Source organism: Streptomyces sp. NPDC028907 (assembly GCF_055564995.1).
The window spans coordinates 105,612-121,996 of record NZ_JBVHVE010000001.1 but is presented as its reverse complement, the minus strand read 5'-3'; the positions used below and the strand labels follow the sequence as shown (position 1 = coordinate 121,996).

Annotated in this window: 12 protein-coding genes; 10 read left to right on the top strand and 2 right to left on the bottom strand. The window is 68.7% G+C overall.

Features of this window, described 5'->3' with window-relative positions:
- Window positions 1-6 precede the first annotated feature (6 nt).
- The 9 genes from ACZ4UU_RS00590 to ACZ4UU_RS00550 all read left to right on the top strand — a co-directional run bounded on the left by ACZ4UU_RS00590 (window position 7) and on the right by ACZ4UU_RS00550 (window position 11,696).
- Entirely contained in the window at window positions 7-2,007 is a 2,001-nt protein-coding gene (locus ACZ4UU_RS00590) for a pectinesterase family protein (protein ID WP_468035602.1), read from the top strand.
- Between the two features lie 69 nt (window positions 2,008-2,076).
- Window positions 2,077-3,429, top strand: a complete 1,353-nt coding sequence (locus tag ACZ4UU_RS00585) for an ABC transporter substrate-binding protein (protein WP_468035601.1) — start codon at window positions 2,077-2,079, stop codon at window positions 3,427-3,429.
- Between the two features lie 201 nt (window positions 3,430-3,630).
- Window positions 3,631-4,431, top strand: a complete 801-nt coding sequence (locus ACZ4UU_RS00580) for a rhamnogalacturonan acetylesterase (RefSeq protein ID WP_468035599.1) — start codon at window positions 3,631-3,633, stop codon at window positions 4,429-4,431.
- A gap of 83 nt (window positions 4,432-4,514) precedes the next feature.
- Entirely contained in the window at window positions 4,515-5,840 is a 1,326-nt protein-coding gene (locus tag ACZ4UU_RS00575; protein ID WP_468035597.1) for a pectate lyase family protein, read from the top strand.
- Window positions 5,841-5,983: 143 nt separating this feature from the next.
- Window positions 5,984-7,117 (top strand): pectinesterase family protein, encoded by a 1,134-nt coding sequence (locus ACZ4UU_RS00570; protein WP_468035595.1) that lies wholly within the window; start codon window positions 5,984-5,986, stop codon window positions 7,115-7,117.
- A 4-nt stretch (window positions 7,118-7,121) separates the two neighbouring features.
- Window positions 7,122-8,159: a pectinesterase family protein gene (locus ACZ4UU_RS00565; protein ID WP_468036385.1), complete on the top strand. Its 1,038-nt coding sequence runs from the start codon at window positions 7,122-7,124 to the stop codon at window positions 8,157-8,159.
- Window positions 8,152-9,387, top strand: a complete 1,236-nt coding sequence (locus tag ACZ4UU_RS00560; RefSeq protein WP_468035593.1) for a pectate lyase family protein — start codon at window positions 8,152-8,154, stop codon at window positions 9,385-9,387. The genes ACZ4UU_RS00565 and ACZ4UU_RS00560 overlap by 8 nt, the downstream gene beginning before the upstream one ends.
- Window positions 9,374-10,531, top strand: a complete 1,158-nt coding sequence (locus ACZ4UU_RS00555) for a dienelactone hydrolase family protein (protein WP_468035591.1) — start codon at window positions 9,374-9,376, stop codon at window positions 10,529-10,531. Before ACZ4UU_RS00560 ends, ACZ4UU_RS00555 begins: the two co-directional genes overlap by 14 nt.
- Window positions 10,532-10,583: 52 nt before the next feature.
- Window positions 10,584-11,696, top strand: coding sequence for a right-handed parallel beta-helix repeat-containing protein (locus ACZ4UU_RS00550; RefSeq protein WP_468035589.1), 1,113 nt, complete (start codon window positions 10,584-10,586; stop codon window positions 11,694-11,696).
- A 1-nt stretch (window position 11,697) separates the two neighbouring features.
- Here the strand turns inward: ACZ4UU_RS00550 and ACZ4UU_RS00545 are convergent, their stop codons facing one another.
- On the bottom strand, window positions 11,698-13,905 hold the full coding sequence (locus ACZ4UU_RS00545) for a glycoside hydrolase family 43 protein (protein WP_468035587.1): 2,208 nt from the start codon (window positions 13,903-13,905) through the stop codon (window positions 11,698-11,700).
- A 235-nt stretch (window positions 13,906-14,140) separates the two neighbouring features.
- On the opposite strand from ACZ4UU_RS00545, the gene ACZ4UU_RS00540 reads away from it, so the two are divergent.
- A complete protein-coding gene (locus ACZ4UU_RS00540; protein ID WP_468035585.1) occupies window positions 14,141-15,295 on the top strand; it encodes a right-handed parallel beta-helix repeat-containing protein in 1,155 nt (384 codons plus the stop codon).
- 185 nt (window positions 15,296-15,480) lie between these two features.
- Here the strand turns inward: ACZ4UU_RS00540 and ACZ4UU_RS00535 are convergent, their stop codons facing one another.
- Window positions 15,481-16,314 carry a pectate lyase gene (locus ACZ4UU_RS00535; protein ID WP_468035584.1) on the bottom strand — a complete coding sequence of 278 codons (834 nt, stop codon included), beginning with the start codon at window positions 16,312-16,314 and terminating at the stop codon, window positions 15,481-15,483.
- Window positions 16,315-16,385 lie beyond the last annotated feature (71 nt).

Genomic DNA, 16,385 nt, shown 5'->3' with positions numbered 1-16,385 from the left:
GCCGCAATGACGCACCTCCATAGCAAGCGCTTGCCAAAGTCCGGCAGAACCCTGGCCACCGTCGTTGGCCTGGTCGCCGCCCTGGCGCTCGGGTCGGTCGGACAGGCGAACGCCGTCGCCGGGGACCCGACGGCCGCCGCCTCCGCATCGTCGGCGTCGGCAGACCGTTGGACCGACCAGCCGCACGGCTTCGCCTCCCTTGCCGGTGGTACCACCGGCGGAGCGGGCGGCAAGGTCGTCACTGTCACGGACCAGGCCTCGCTGGCCAAGTACGCGGCGGCCGAGGAGCCGTACATCATCCGGGTGTCGGGTTCGGTCGCCGTCGAGCCCTTCGGCTCGAACATCGTCGTGAACTCGAACAAGACCATCATCGGCGTCGGCGACACCGGTGAGATCGTGCACGGCGAACTGCACCTCAACCCCGGTACGCACAACGTCATCATCCGCAACCTGACGATCCGTGACTCGTACGTCGAGGGCGACTGGGACGGCAAGACGCAGGACTTCGACGCCATCCAGATGGACAGCGTCGACCACGTCTGGATCGACCACAACCGCTTCACGCACATGGGCGACGGGCTGCTCGACATCCGCAAGGACAGCCAGTACATCACCGTCTCCAACAACCAGTTCGCCGACCACAACAAGGCGCTGGGGATCGGCTGGACGGACAACGTCAAGACGCAGATCACCATGGACCACAACTGGTTCAAGGGAACGAAGCAGCGCAACCCGTCCGCGGACAACTGCGCCTACGCCCACCTCTACAACAACTACCTGTCGGCGCAGGTGGCCGACGGCGACGCGGTGTGGACGTACGGGAACTGGGCGCGCGGCAAGACCAGGATGGTCATCGAGAACAGCTACTACGACGGGGTGCAGCATCCGTACCAGGCGGACGCGACCGCGGAGTTGGTGCAGCGCGGGTCGATCCTGAAGAACGTCAGCGGGCGGCAGGACGCGTGGGGTGCGGCCTTCGATCCGCGGGAGTTCTACCGGTACCGGCTGGATCCGGCGGCCGCCGTCCCGGCGCTGGTGAAGCGGTTCTCCGGGCCGCAGAAGCAGATCGGTGACGCGGTGACGCTGCATGTCCCGGGCGAGTACCCGACCGTGCAGGCCGCCGTGGACGCGGTGCCCGACGGCAACGCCCTGCCCGTGACGATCGCCGTCGCTCCGGGGACGTACCGCGCCAAGGTCCTCATCCCCGCGAGCAAGCCGAACATCGTGCTGCAGGGGACTGGACGGGACCGCTCCGACACTGTCATCGTCTTCGACACGCCCGCTGAGTACGGGGGTTCGACGGGGAGTGCCACCGTCCGGATCGCCGCGAACGACGTCACCGCGCGCAACCTCACCTTCAGCAACGACTTCGACGAGGCCGCGGTCGAGCTCAAGGGCGAGCAGGCGCTGGCGATGAAGACGACCGGTGACCGGATCGTCTTCGAGAACACCGCCTTCCTGGGCAACCAGGACACCCTGATGACCGAGAGCCCCAAGCTGACCACCGTCAGCCGGGTCTACATCCGCGACTCGTACATCGAGGGCGACGTCGACTTCATCTACGGCCGGGCGACCACCGTCATCGAGAAGTCCGTCATCCGCGCCCTCAACCGCGGCTCCACCACCAACAACGGCTGGATCACCGCCGCCTCGACCTGGAAGGACAACCCCTACGGGTTCCTGATCACCGACTCGGAGATCGTGAGCGACGCGCCGGCCGGGTCCTTCCACCTGGGGCGGCCGTGGCACCCCGGCGGCCAACCCGACGCGATCGCCCAGGTGCTGATCCGCAACACCAAGCTGCCCGCCGCGATCAAGGGCACGCCCTGGACCGACATGAGCGAGTTCTCCTGGCGCGACGCCCGGTTCACCGAGTACCAGAACTACGGGCCGGGTGCGGCCGTCACCGCGGACCGGCCGCAGATGAGCGACGAGGACGCGCGGACCCACACGATCGCCCACTACCTCCGGGGAACCGACGGCTGGAAGCCGTACGACTGCCGCTGAGCCCGAGCGCTCCCATCAGCCCCCCACAACTTCATATCTCCGTCTGACCCAGAAGAAGAGAGCCGACCAATGAAGATCAGCAATCTCGGAAGCAGCAGAGGCGGGCGCCGCACGTCGGCCGCCGTCGCCCTGGGGGCCGTGCTCGCACTGACCGCCACCGCATGCGGTGACGACGGCAGCGGCGGGAGCGGCGACGAGGGCAGCGGCAAGGGCGAAATCGTCTTCTGGGACAACAACGGCGGTGTCCGCACCGACATCTGGAAGAAGATCATCGCCGACTTCGAGAAGGCGAACCCGGACATCCAGGTCGAGTACGTGGGGATTCCCTCCACCGATGTCCAGTCGAAGTACGACACCGCCATCCAGGGCGGCGGTCTGCCGGACGTCGGCGGAGTGGGCGCGGCGATGCTCGCCGGGATCGCCGCCCAGGACGCACTGGAGCCCCTGGAGGACCGCCTCGCCAAGTCCTCGCTGAACGGCAAGCTGAACGACGGCATGGTCGAGTCCGTGAAGGTCGCCGGTGGCTCGGACGAGCACATGTACACGGTCCCGACCTCCGCGAACAACGGCACGCTCTACTACCGCACCGACCTGTTCAAGAAGGCGGGCCTGGACGAGCCGTCGACCTGGGAGAAGTTCTACGAGGCCGCGGACGAACTCACCGACGCCAAGAAGAACGAGTTCGGTTACACCATCCGCGGCGGTGCCGGCTCCATAGCCCAGGCCCTGGACGCGATGTACGGGCAGTCCGGCATCACGTCCTTCTGGGACTCCAGCGGTGAGAAGACCACGCTCAACGACCCGAAGAACGTCGACGCGTTGGAAAAGTACGCCGCCCTGTACAAGAAGGACACGCCGGCGGCCGACCTGAACAACGACTTCACCAAGATGGTCTCCCAGTGGGATTCCGGCACGATCGGAATGCTGAACCACAACCTGGGGTCGTACCAGGACCACGTGAAGGCGCTGGGCACCGACAAGTTCCGGGGTATCCCACAGCCCACCGGCCCGGGCGGCAAGCGGGTCCAGGTCTCCAACCCGGTCGACGGCCTGGGGCTGTTCAAGAGCTCCAAGAACAAGGACGCCGCCTGGAAGTTCATCGAGTTCGCCGTCTCCCACGAGGCGAACTCCCAGTGGAACGAGTCGGCCGGCGCCATCCCGTCCAACAAGGAAGCCGCGCAGGACGCGTGGATCTCCAAGGCCGAGCCGACGAAACTGGCCGCCGCGGCGCTGAACGACGGTTCCACCACGATCGTCCAGCTGCCGTACTACCTGCCCGACTGGAACACCATCTCCAAGGCCGACAACGAGCCGAACTTCCAGAAGGTGCTGCTCGGGGACATGAGTGCCAAGGAATTCCTGGACACCATGGCCGACCAGCTGAACGAGGCTCAGGCCGAGTGGAACGAGCAGAAGGGCTGAGAGCCCGGTCCTCTCTGTGATCGGCCGGCCGCGGGTTGTCCGCGGCTGGTCGGGCCCACGCGGCGGTAGCCGCATATCGCGCAGAATCCCGCGCCCCTGAACTGTTTCCACACCGAAAAGCAGGGGCGCGGGTGCACCCCCCACATGAAAGGCACCACCCGAAAGACCACTCATGTAATGCTGTGGAGAAAGGCAGTCCCCGTGTCACTCACCCGCAGACAAGTCAGCCTGGCGGCTCTCGCCGCCGCACCGCTCAGCTTCACCGCCACCGGTGTCGCGGAAGCCGCCCCGGGCCGCCGCCGTGCCCGCACCCTCTACATCGCCGGTGACTCCACCGCCGCCCAGAAGTACGCCGACGCCGCCCCGGAGACCGGGTGGGGCATGGCGCTCCCGTTCTTCCTGAAGAACTGGGTCGTCGCCAACCACGCCCAGAACGGTCGGAGTTCGAAGAGCTTCATCGACGAAGGCCGGCTCAAGGCCATCCTCTCCGTGATCCAGCCCGGCGACCTCCTCGTCATCCAGTTCGGGCACAACGACGAGAAGTCCGAGGACCCCACCCGGTACACCGAGCCGTGGTCGACGTACCAGGACTACCTGCGCATGTACATCAGCGGGGCTCGAACGCGCGGTGCGCGGCCCGTCCTCGCCACGTCCGTCGAGCGCCGCAAGTTCGACTCGAGCGGCACGGCCCGGCCGACGCACGGCGACTACCCGGCGGCGATGAAGGCGCTCGCCCAGCAGGAGCGCGTGCCGCTGCTCGACATCCAGGCGCTGTCGATCGCGCTGTGGCAGCGGCTCGGTGTCGAGGAGACGAAGAAGTACTTCAACTGGACCCCGACCGAGCAGGACAACACGCACTTCAACCCGCCCGGTGCCATCGCCGTGGCGCGGCTCGTCGCACGGGAGCTGCTGCGTACGCGGGTGCTCGCGTCGAGCGACCTGCACCGGCTGGACGATTCGATTCCCGAGTCCTGGATCACCTGGCCTCGGTCCGCCGCGTAACCGCCGCCGCTCGCCAAGAGGCGTAACAACTCCTGTCCGCAAGGACGGGCGACAACCCTGTCTGCAGAGAAGAGAGCCGCACAATGAACGCACAGGTATGGCATGGGCATGCCATAGTGGCCCGCAGAGTGGCTTCCCTGATCGGCTGCACCGCCCTCGTCCTCGGAGTCACCAGTACCAGCGCCCAGGCGGCGCCCCGGGACCTCGGACGTCAGGTGCTCGCCGCCAACGACGGGTGGGGGTCGGAGGGGACCGGCACGACCGGAGGCTCGGCCGCCGACGCCGCGCACGTCTACACCGTGACGACGTGGGCGCAGTTCAAGGCCGCCCTCAAGGACGGCGGCAGCGCACCCAGGATCATCAAGGTCAAGGGCGTGATCGACGCCGTCTCGGAAGGGTGCGACGCCTTCGCCGCCCCCGGCTACGACTTCGACGCCTACCTGAAGAAGTACGCCCCCGAGACCTGGGGCATGGACAAGGACCTGAGCGACGAACCCGCTGACAGCCCCGAGGGACTGCGGCGCCTTTCCTCCGACAACCAGGACGAGGTCATCAAGGCCAAGGTGCCCGCCAACACCACCATCATCGGGGTCGGCAGGAACGCGGGCTTCAAGGGAGCCAGCCTCCAGATCCAGGGCGTCGACAACGTCATCATCCGCAACCTCACCTTCGAGAGCCCCCTGGACTGCTTCCCGCAGTGGGATCCGACGGACACCGACACAGGCGCCTGGAACTCCGAGTACGACACCGCCGTCGTCAACGGCTCCACCCATGTCTGGCTGGACCACAACACCTTCACTGACGGCAGCCACCCCGACAGCGAGGCACCGACGTACTTCGGCACCGTGTTCCAGCAGCACGACGGTCAGCTGGACATCATCAAGGGATCCAACTACGTCACCGCCTCCTGGAACGTCTTCGCCGACCACGACAAGACGCTCATGATCGGCAACAGCGACAGCGAGTCGACGGCCGTCATCGACCGGGGCAAGCTCAAGGTGACGCTCCACCACAACCAGTTCCGCAACGTCCTCGAGCGCGCGCCGCGCGTCCGCTTCGGGCAGGTCGACTCGTACAACAACCACTTCGTGGTCGGCCAGAACTACGTGTACAGCTACGGCATCGGCAAGGAGTCCCAGCTCGTCGCCGAGCACAACGCCTTCACACTGCCGGCCGGGACCAGCCCGGCGAAGGTCCTCAAGAGGTGGATCGACTCGCCGCTCACCGCCACCGACAACTACGTCAACGGCAAGCGCGTCGACCTGATCGCCGTCCACAACGCGGAGATCCCCGAGGAGACCCTCCAGTCGGGCGCCGGGTGGACGCCGACCCTGCGCACCAAGGTCGACCCGCCCAAGGCGGTCCCCGGGATCGTCGACCACCGCGCGGGCGCCGGACGCATCTGCTGACGCCCTCCGAGAACGGGCCGGGCCTGCGCGCACACCACGAGGTGCGCCCCGGCCCGGCCCCCAGAACCCTCCCTGACCTGGGCACCCCTCACCTCGCACCTGCCGCACCTGCCGCACCTGCCGCACCGCGAAGGAGCCGCCGCATGCTCTCGCAATCCCACCGTCCCCTCTCCCGCAGGGCCTTCCTCGTCGCGGGCGCCGCAGCGTGCGCCGCGCTCACCCTCGCCTCCGGCCCCGCACAGGCCGCCGCCCGGCCACGCCGCCCCTTCGGCCGCTACGGTTCCCCGGCCGCCCGCCTGACCCCGCGGGCCCTCTACGTCGACGCCGCCGGCCGGGGCGACCACACCTCCGTCCAGGCCGCCGTGACCGCCGCCACCGGCAGCGGCTGGACGCTGGTCATCGCCCCGGGGACATACCGGGAGACGGTCGCCGTCGACCGCACCCGTACGGAGATGACCTGGCTCGGCGCCGGCGACGACCCACGCGACGTCGTCATCGTCTACGACAACGCCAACGGCACCCCCAAACCCGACGGCTCCGGCACCCACGGCACCACCGGCTCGGCCACCACCACCGTCCGCGGCGACGGCTTCACCGCCCAGCGGATCACCTTCGCCAACGACTTCCTGCGCGAGGAGCACCCCGAGATCAGCGGCACTCAGGCCGTCGCCATCAAGGTGCAGGGCGACCGCTCCGCCTTCCACCACTGCCGCTTCCTCGGCCACCAGGACACCCTGTACGCCGACTCCAACTCCGCCGACCTCTTCGCCCGCCAGTACTTCTCCCACTGCTACGTCGAAGGCGACGTCGACTTCGTCTTCGGCCGGGCCACGGCCGTCTACGAGCACTGCCACTTCCGCACGCTCAACCGCACGGACGCGTCCTCGGCCCCGTTCGGCTTCGTCTTCGCCCCCTCGACGGAACGGGCCAACCCGCACGGCTACCTGGTCCTGCGCGGCCGGGTGACCAGCGAGGCTCCCGACGCCTACTACAAGGTGGCCCGCCCCTGGGTGCCCAGCTCCAGCACCACCGCCCGCCCGATGCTCACCGTCCGGGAGACCTGGCTGGGCCCCGGCATCGACGCGGTCGCGCCCTACGCCAACATGCGCGACACCGACCCCTGGCAGAACCAGCGCTTCGCCGAGTACCGCAACAGCGGGCCCGGCGCCGCGATCACCGTCCCCGAGAACCGGCCCCAACTCACCCGCGAGCAGGCGGAGTCGGCGACCCGGGAGGCCTACCTCGGTGACTGGCGGCCATGGCGGGAGGTGTGCTGACATGCTGCGCAGACGCACCCTCCTCGCCGGCGTCACGGCAGGGCTGGTCGCCGTGGGCAGCCGTCCCGCCTTCGCCGGGACACCGCACATCGGCCGCCGTGTCCTGCACGTCCGCCCCGGCGACTCCGTCCAGGCTGCCCTGGACGCGGTGGACGGGCCCGGCTGGACGATCGTCGTGCACCCGGGGACGTATCGCGAGGTCGTCCAAGTTCCTGTCTGTGCCGGTGAGTTGACGCTGCGCGGCGCCTCCCGCGACCCGCGTGACGCCGTCATCGTCTTTGACAACGCCAACGGCACCCCCAAGCCCGACGGCTCAGGCACCCACGGCACCGCGGGCTCCGCCACCTTCAGCTCGGGAGCCCCCGGACTCACCGTCCGCGACCTCACCCTGGCCAACGACTGGCTGCGTGCCGACCACCCGGACATCACCGGGACCCAGGCCGTCGCCGCGTACGTCACCGGCGACCGGACCCACTTCGAGAACGTCCGCTTCCTCGCCCACCAGGACACCCTCTTCGTCGACACGACCGCGCTCGACGCCTTCGACCGGCAGTACTTCCACCACTGCTACATCGAGGGCGACGTCGACTTCGTCTTCGGCCGGGCCACCGCCGTCTTCGAGGACTGCCACTTCCACACCCTCCAGCGGGACGTCGACTTCACCCCCAAGGGCATGGTCTTCGCCCCGTCCACCGCCCGCGCCAACCCGTACGGCATCCTCGCCGTCCGCTCCCGCATCACCTCCGGTGCCGAGGACGGGGCGTACAAGCTGGCGCGGCCGTGGGTGCCGTCGTACGAGACGACCGCGTGGCCGTCGCTCGTCGTGCGGGACACCCGGATCGGACCCGGCATCGACGCGGTCGTGCCTTACACCAACATGCGGGAGGCGTATCCCTGGCAGACCATGCGCTTGAGGGAGTACCGCAACACGGGCCCGGGAGCGGTGATCACGGTTCCGGAGAACCGGCCTCAGCTGACGCCTGCCGAGGCGGAGGTGCATACCAAGGGGACCTATCTGCGTGGCTGGCGGCCCCATGCGTAGAGCCGCCGCCCTCCTCGCGTGCGCCTGCCTGACCTTGGCCGCAGCGCCGGCCTCCGCCGCCGAGCGCGGCCCTGTCGGCTGGGGCGCCGGCACCACCGGCGGCGCGGGCGGCACGACCCGGACGGTGCACACCCGCGCCGAACTCAAGGAGGCCCTCGCGGGCGACGGCGACCCGACCGCGCCCAAGGTGATCCGCGTCGTCGGCGACATCAACGGGCACGAGAGCGATGACGGTTCGCTGCTCGGAGAGCAGGACTACGCGCCCGGGTACGACCTGGCGAAGTACATGTCCTGCTTCGGCCAGGACGGTGCCGAGTGGTCCGACACCCGCTACGACTACTGCCAGCAGCAGCGCCGGCTCCGGCAGACCGGGTCGAACAAGGAGAAGGCGCAGATCCAGCTGACCGTGCCGAGCAACACCACCTTGGTGGGTATGGGTGACGACGCCCGGCTCCTGGGGGTCTTCCTGACCGTCAACACCGGCACGAACATCGTGGTCAGGAACCTGCAACTGGAAGCACCCGTCGATCACTTCACGAGCTGGAGTCCCGGTGATGGCTGGAACGCCCGCTTCGACGCCCTGACCGTGATCACCGGCAGGAACCTCTGGATCGACCACTGCACCTTCACCGACGGCCGCTACCCGGACCGCACCGCCCCCCTCGGCTTCCACGGCGGACGCGTCCAGCGCCACGACGGGCTGCTGGACATCGAGGACGGCTCCGACTTCGTCACCGTCTCCGACAGCCGTTTCGAGGACCACGACAAGGCGATCCTCGTCGGCTCCGGTGACGGGCGCGGCGACCGGGACCGGGGGCATCTGAAGGTGACGTTCGTCCGGAACCTGTTCGACGGCATCGTCCAGCGCGGGCCCCGCGTCCGCTTCGGGCAGGTGCACGTCGTCAACAACGTGTACGCGTCCCGGGGCCGGACCCCCCTCTACGCCCTCGGCGTCGGCGTCGAGTCGGCGCTCTACTCCGAGCGCAACGTCTTCCGGTACGACGCGATCCTCGCCGCCTACGGAGGTGAGCACTTCCACGACACCGGTTCCTGGATCGACGGCCGACCGGCCCGACTCAACACGGTGGCCACCGGTCTCGGCCTGACCGGCGACGTGGGCTGGGACCCGGCCGACGTCTACGACTACCGGCCGCTCACCTCCGCCGCGGCGGTCGAGCACCACGTCCTGACGCACGCAGGCACCGGGAGGCGGCATGGTCGCCCATGACGCCCTCGGGCGAAGGGCGTTCGTGCTGGGCGCCGGAGCGGCCGTACTGGCCGGGGGAGCGGTGAGCCCCGCGGAGGCCGGGGTGGTGGACGGCCCGCTGCCCGACTTCCATCAGGCGCTCAAGGACCGGCTGAACTTCCCGCTCGCCTGGGGGACTTCACCGGTCCGCGACTTTGGGACCTGGCGGCGCGCGGCCCGCGCCAAGGTCGAGGAGCACCTCCTCGTCGACCGCGAGGACGGGACGGCGTACGCGCCCGAGTTCACCGATGCGGTCCAAGGAGGCGGCTGCACAAGGGAGTTGGTCACCCTCTCCCTCACCCGCCACGAACGCGTCCGAGCCGCCCTGCTCACCCCGGACGGACCCGGACCGTTCCCCGCCGTGCTGTTGCTGCACGACCACGGGGCCAAGTTCGACATCGGCAAGGAGAAGCAGGTCCGGCCCTGGTACGACGACACCCGGCTCGCCTCCGCGCAGACCTGGGCGGACAAGTACTTCAGCGGCCGTTTCGTCGGCGACGAGCTCGCCCGGCGCGGCTACGTCGTCCTGTGCGCGGACGCGCTCGGCTGGGGCGACCGGGGTCCGCTCACCTACGACCAACAGCAGGCCCTCGCCTCCAACTTCTACAACCTCGGCTCCTCACTCGCCGGACTCATGGCCCGCGAGGACGCCCGAGCCGCCGACTTCCTGGCGGGCCTGGACCGCGTGGACGCACACCGCGTCGCGGTCCTCGGGTTCTCCATGGGCGCCTACCGCGCCTGGCAGACCGCCGCGCTCACCGACGCCATCGCGGCCACGGCCGCCGTCTGCTGGATGACCGGCCTGAAGGAGATGATGGTGCCCGGCAACAACACGCTGCGCGGGCAGTCGTCGTACTACATGCTCCACCCGGGGCTCCCCCGGTTCCTCGACTTCCCCGACGTGGCGAGCATCGCCGCACCCAGGCCGATGCTGTTCTTCGACGGCGGGCTCGACCCGCTGTTCCCCGCCGACGGCGTCCGCGTGGCCCACGACAAGCTGCGCGCCGTCTGGCGCTCGCGCCACGCCGAGGAGCGGTTGCACCTGAAGACCTGGCCCGACCTCGGCCATGTCTTCGTCGACCGCATGCAGGAAGAGGTCCTCACCTGGCTCGACACCGTCCTGTGAACCCCCTCCTGTGCACCGTCCCCCACCCCGCACGAGGAAGGACCCGCTCTCCATGTCTCGTCGCACCGCTCTCGCCACCCTGGCGGCCCTCACCCTGGGCGCCGGCCTGGCCGTCCTCCCGACCCAGGCGCAGGCCGCCACCGTGGTGGTCAGCAACTCCACCGACCTTGCGAACGCCATCAAGAACGCCACCGCCGGCACGGTCATCCAGGTCCGCGGCGGCACCTACTACCCGACGGCGACCCTCCAGTCCACGGCGAACGGCACCTCGTCGTCGCCGGTCACGCTCACCGCGTACGGCTCGGAGACCGTCAAGATCGACGGGTCGTCGCTGCCCTCCGGCTCCTGGATCCTCAAGCTCACCGCCGACTACTGGAAGGTCTCCAACATCACCTTCCAGAACTCCCCGGACAGCGCGGTCGTCTGCCAGTCCTGCACCGGCACCAACTGGAACAACATCAAGACCATCAACGGCGGCGACTCGGGCTTCACGCTCACCGGCGACGGGACGGTCAACAACATCGTCCGGAACATCGACTCCTACGGCCACTACGACGCCGCCAACCACGGTGAGAACGCCGACGGCATCGCCGTGAAGTTCGGCTCCGGCTCCGGCAACCTGATCACTGGGGCCCGCCTGTACAACAACTCGGACGACGGTCTGGACTTCTGGTCCTTCTCCTCGCCGGTCACCGTCGAGCACACCTGGGCCATGGGCAACGGCAGGAACCGCTGGTCCGACTCGGCCTTCGCGGGGGACGGCAACGGCTACAAGCTGGGCGGCGACGGCGAGACCGTGGCCCACGTCGTCAACAACTCGGCCGCCTGGGACAACGCCGGCAACGGCTTCACCGAGAACAGCAACAAGGGCGCGATCGTCATCAACCGCACCACCGCCTACGCCAACGCCAAGTGGGGCTACTACTTCGCCACCGGCGCCGCCCGCCTCGGCAGGAACCTGGCCGTCGGCAACGGCGGCGGGCAGGTGAACAAGGGCTCCTCGGTGGTCTCGGCCGGCAACAACTGGGACTCCGGGATATCGACTCCGGCGTTCAGGTCCACGGACGCGTCGAGCACCTACAACGCCCGCAGTTCCAGCGGCACGCTGCCCGTGACCACGTTCCTGACCACGGGCAGCACCACCATCGGCGCGACGATGGACTGAGCTAGCGCCTTACGGGCCTGACGCCCTCCAGCGTCGGCACCACCGGCTCGATCGTGCCGTCGGCCGCGAACCTCAGGCGGTCGACGGTCGTCTCCCGGTGCATGCCGTCACCGCCGGGCTTCCCGGGGCCGTTCAGGGCGAACCGGTGGTAGACGGCGTACCAGTCGTCGGTGCCGGGGGTGTTCACCACGGAGTGGTGGCCCGTGCCGAGGATGCCGTACTCGGGACGCTTGGACAGGATCGTCCCCTTCTTGGTCCACGGGCCGAGCGGGGACGGTCCCGTCGCGTAGGCGACGTGGTAGTTCTCGCTACGGGTGTCGTCCTCCGACCACATGAAGTAGTAGACGCCCTTGCGCTTGATCACGAAGGAGCCCTCGCGGAAGTTGTCCGGGGTGATGTCCCGGACCTTCGAGGCGTCGTACGACACCATGTCGTCGTTCAGCGGGACCACGTACCCGTGCCCGTTGCCCCAATACAGATACGACGTGCCGTCGTCGTCCGTGAAGACGGCCGGGTCGATCATCTGGCCCTTCAGCGCACCGCCCTTGGCGACCAGCGGTCTGCCCAGCGCGTCCTTGAACGGGCCGGCCGGGGAGTCGGCCACCGCCACGCCGATCTGCTGCTCGGCGCAGAAGTAGAAGTAGTACTTGCCGTCGCGCTCGGCTATCGCGGGCGCCCAGGCGTATTTGTCGGCCCAGCTCACGTCCGGACCGAGGTCCAGGATGACGCCGTGGTCCTTCCAGTGGACCAGGTCCTTGGAGGAGTACGCCTTGAACCGGGTCCCGCTCCAGCCCTGGAAGCCGTCGGTCGTCGGGTAGATCCAGTACTCGCCGTTCAGATAGTGCACATCGGGGTCGGCGTTGAGGCCCGGCAGCGTGGGGCTGTCGGTGCGGACCGCCTCCACCGTCCAGGTGCGCTTCGTGCCGTCCGCTGCGGTCACCGTGTACTTCTGCGGCTTGCGGAAGTCGCGCCGGGTGCCGGAGCGGGGGCTGACCGAGGCGCCCTCGCCGAGCCACAGCTTCGGGGCGAGCCGGGACAGGTCCGCGTCCGGCCGCATCGGGAGCACGACCTTCGCGGCGCTGTCCGTGACGATCGCGTACCCCTTCTGGTCCTTCGCCGTCGCGTCCACGACCGCGGCGGGGCTCGCCGGGTACGCGGCCAGCAGCCGGTCGTACTCGGCCTGTGTCACCGGGATCACCGTGCCGTGCCGGGGGCTCGCGGGCAGCTGGTAGTTCCGCGAGGGGGTCCACTTGCCCGAGTCGAGGTCGGTGGTCTCGAACGGGACGTAGCCGCGGCCGCCGTACTCGTCGACGAACAGGTACCACTTCTCCTCGGTGTTCGACTTGAACACCGTCGGACCCTCGCCGCGCTCCATCGCGCCGCTGCCGATGCAGTCGGCCACGAAGTCGTACTTCGTCGAGGTCAGCGTCGTCGACTTCTCGGCGGTGATGAACTTCGAGCAGGGCGAGCTGGAGGACGGGTCGCGCTCGTCCTTGGTGTAGCGGTAGTACGTGCCGTCGTGCTTGACCACGGTGGAGTCGATGACCGAGTAGCCGGGGTCGTCCCAGACCTTCGGCGCGCTGAAGGTGCGGAAGTCCTTCGTGGTCGCGTACAGCATCTTGTTGTACGTCGATCCGGTGTGGTCGGGGTCGTCGTCGGCGTACAGCTTCGACGCCCAGAAGACGACGAACTCACCGAGGCTGTCGTCCCAGTAGGCCTCCGGCGCCCAGGTGTTGCCCGCGTTGTCGGGGGAGACCTTGACCAGGCGCTGGTCGGTCCAGTGGACCAGGTCGGTGGACTCCCAGACCATGATCGACTTGCTGCCGTGCCGCTGGACCTGGTCCCAGCTGCCGCTGCTGTTCTGGTACATCCGCAGATCGGTGGCGATCATGTAGAACTTGTCGCCCTCGGGGGAGCGGATCACGAACGGGTCGCGCAGGCCCTTCTCACCGATGGTGGAGGTCAGGACCGGCTTCCCGGCGTTCAGCTCGCGCCAGTGCAGCGCGTCGTTGCCGCGACTGAGGGCGTAGCGGATCTGCTCGCCGTCGGCGGTGCCCTCGCCGGTGAAGTAGGCGAAGAGGTAACCGGCGTACTTGGATTTCTTCACGGGTGGTGCTCCGGAATTCGCGGTACCGGCGGTACTGGAGGGGGCGGTGAGGAGGGCGACAAGCAGCGAGAGACAGGCGACTAGGAGGATTCGTGGGCGCATGTCACTCCTGTGTGGGTGTGGGGGTTCCTGTTGGGTCGTGTGCGCCTTCGGAGTCTCACCAGTGGGAAACAGCACGTCAATCGGTGAGTGGGCGATGAGAGCCGACGAAAGTTTCGCTTGCTTTCGGTGAGGTGCGGCAACCTTCCCCGGCGCGGCGGCGACCGGAGGGCAGAAGCGGGCCGGGGCGGCCCCTCCGGCCCGCTTCGTCCCCGTTGCCCCAGGAAAGGAACCATCCGTGCGCCCGAGCACCGGCCGTCACCGCAGGACCCGTACGCTCTCCATCGCCGCGGCGATCGCCGTCGCCTCCGGAGCGGGCGGCGTCTACCTCGGTCTCTCCGACGGCGGCGCCCAGGCCGCCTCCGCGACGGTCACCGTGTCCGACACCGTGGGGCTGGAGTCGGCCGTCAAGAACGCGGTCGCCGGTACGACCATCCAGGTCCGCGGCGGCACGTACGCCCCGTCGGCGACCCTCAAGTCCACGGCGAACGGCACGAGTTCGGCCCGGATCACGCTGCGGGCGTACGGCGCCGAGAAGGTGCGGATCGACGGGTCCAAGCTGCCCGCGGGGTCCTGGCTGGCCGGCATCCACGGCGACTACTGGACCGTCCAGAACCTCACCTTCGTCAACTCCCCGGCCCAGGGCTTCGTCGCCACGTCGTCCGTGGGCGGTGTGTTCAAGAACCTCGTCACCGCGAACAACGGCGACTCCGGCTTCACGCTGCGCGGTGACGGCACCTCGAACAACCTCGTACAGAACCTCGACAGCCACGGCAACTACGATCCGGCCGGGCACGGGCAGAACGCCGACGGGATCGCCGTGAAGTTCGGCTCCGGCACGGGCAACCGGATCACCGGGGCGCGCCTGTACAACAACTCGGACGACGGCCTCGACCTGTGGCAGTTCTCCTCCCCGGTCACCATCGAACACACCTGGGCCTTCGGCAACGGCAGGAACCACTGGGGCGACTCGGCATTCGAGGGCAACGGCAACGGGTTCAAGCTCGGTGGCGGGGGCGCCTCGGTGGGCCACGTCGTCAACAACAACGCGGCCTGGGACAACACGCTGCACGGCTTCACCGAGAACTCCAACACCGGCGCGATCGTCCTGAACCGCAACACCGCCTACGCCAACGCCGAGACCGGGTTCTACTTCGCCACCGGCAAGGCCCGGCTGGCCCGGAACCTCGCGGTGGGCAACAAGAAGGGGCTTTCCAAGGTCGGGGCGTCCACGGTGTGCGCGGCGAACAACTGGGACGGTGGTGTCCCGACCCCGGCCCTCAGGTCGACGGACGCGGGAACCGCGTATGCCTCCCGGCAGGCGAGCGGGGCCTTGCCGACGACGACATTCCTGACGACAGGGTCGTCGGCGATCGGCTCGACGATGAAGTGACCGCCCCTGAAGGCCGGTTGTGGGCCGCAGGCTCGTCGTGGCTGGTCGCGCCCGCGCGGCGGAGCCGCAAATCGAAACAGCCCCGCGCCCCTTCAGGGCGCGAACGCCCCCGCCGGTCGTCACCGGCGGGGGCGTTCCACTGCTGACCGAGGGGGGCTCAGATCAGCAGGTCCCTGGGGATTCGATCACTGGTACGTGATGTCAGATGCCGAGAACCTGCAAGCGGTTCCATCCGGACCGGTGCCGAGTTCCTTCGGCTCCTTGCCGCTGCTGTTGCCCTCGAAGCGGGTGCAGGTCTTGATCTTCTTGCCGTTGTCGCCGTGGACGCGGATCTTGCGCAGCGCGGCCGTGTCGCCGTAGTTGGAGTTGACGCCGACGATCGAGTTGCCGGGCGCGGTGACGTCCACGTCGTTGATGATGATCGACCGCTTGTACTGCGTGGAGCAGTTGCCGCAACTGCGCACCAGCTTGCCGAAGTTCTGCACCTGGAACTTGGTCACGACCAGCTTCCCGGCGCCGTTGAACTGGAGCACCTTGTCGTCGGCGTTCCGCGCGCCGCCGCCGTACACCGTGTACACGGCCGAGGACGACTTGCCCTTGAAGGTCGCGGCGTCCTCGCCGACGTCCTGCCACCACACGTTCTGGAGGGTGCACGAGCCCTTGCAGTGGACACCGTCCGCGGCCGGGGTGCCGATGACGACGTTCTTGAGGACCGCGCCGTCGGCCAGCTCGAAGATCGGGTCCTGGCCCTCCTCCTGGCCGCTGCCGCCCAGGTCGCCGGTGCCGTAGAACTTCGCCATCTTTCCGTCGTAGGTGCCCGACACCGGGATCGTCTTCGGCACCGGCTTGCTGTCGGTGGGCGTCGGCCAGGCCGCGGCCGCGTCGGCCGACGACAGTAACGACGTGGTGGTGAAGACGGCCGCGCCGGTGATGCCGAGGGCGGAGACTCCGGCGATCAGCGCCCGCCGCTTCGTGGCCTTGCGGCGGTGCCGGACGCGCTGTTCGGTCTGTGCTGTCATGAACCGGTTCCTTGCGTGGAGGGGGATCCTTGCGTCTCCTGGTCGCCACGCGTACGGAAAGGGTTGCCGGT

Bases quoted from the DNA above. Each gene is read 5' to 3' on its own strand.
- ACZ4UU_RS00590 (WP_468035602.1), top strand. From the start codon at position 7: ATGACGCACCTCCATAGCAAGCGCTTGCCAAAGTCCGGCAGAACCCTG.
- ACZ4UU_RS00585 (WP_468035601.1), top strand. From the start codon at position 2,077: ATGAAGATCAGCAATCTCGGAAGCAGCAGAGGCGGGCGCCGCACGTCG.
- ACZ4UU_RS00575 (WP_468035597.1), top strand. From the start codon at position 4,515: ATGAACGCACAGGTATGGCATGGGCATGCCATAGTGGCCCGCAGAGTG.
- ACZ4UU_RS00570 (WP_468035595.1), top strand. From the start codon at position 5,984: ATGCTCTCGCAATCCCACCGTCCCCTCTCCCGCAGGGCCTTCCTCGTC.
- ACZ4UU_RS00560 (WP_468035593.1), top strand. From the start codon at position 8,152: ATGCGTAGAGCCGCCGCCCTCCTCGCGTGCGCCTGCCTGACCTTGGCC.
- ACZ4UU_RS00555 (WP_468035591.1), top strand. From the start codon at position 9,374: ATGGTCGCCCATGACGCCCTCGGGCGAAGGGCGTTCGTGCTGGGCGCC.
- ACZ4UU_RS00550 (WP_468035589.1), top strand. From the start codon at position 10,584: ATGTCTCGTCGCACCGCTCTCGCCACCCTGGCGGCCCTCACCCTGGGC.
- ACZ4UU_RS00545 (WP_468035587.1), bottom strand. From the start codon at position 13,905: ATGCGCCCACGAATCCTCCTAGTCGCCTGTCTCTCGCTGCTTGTCGCC.
- ACZ4UU_RS00535 (WP_468035584.1), bottom strand. From the start codon at position 16,314: ATGACAGCACAGACCGAACAGCGCGTCCGGCACCGCCGCAAGGCCACG.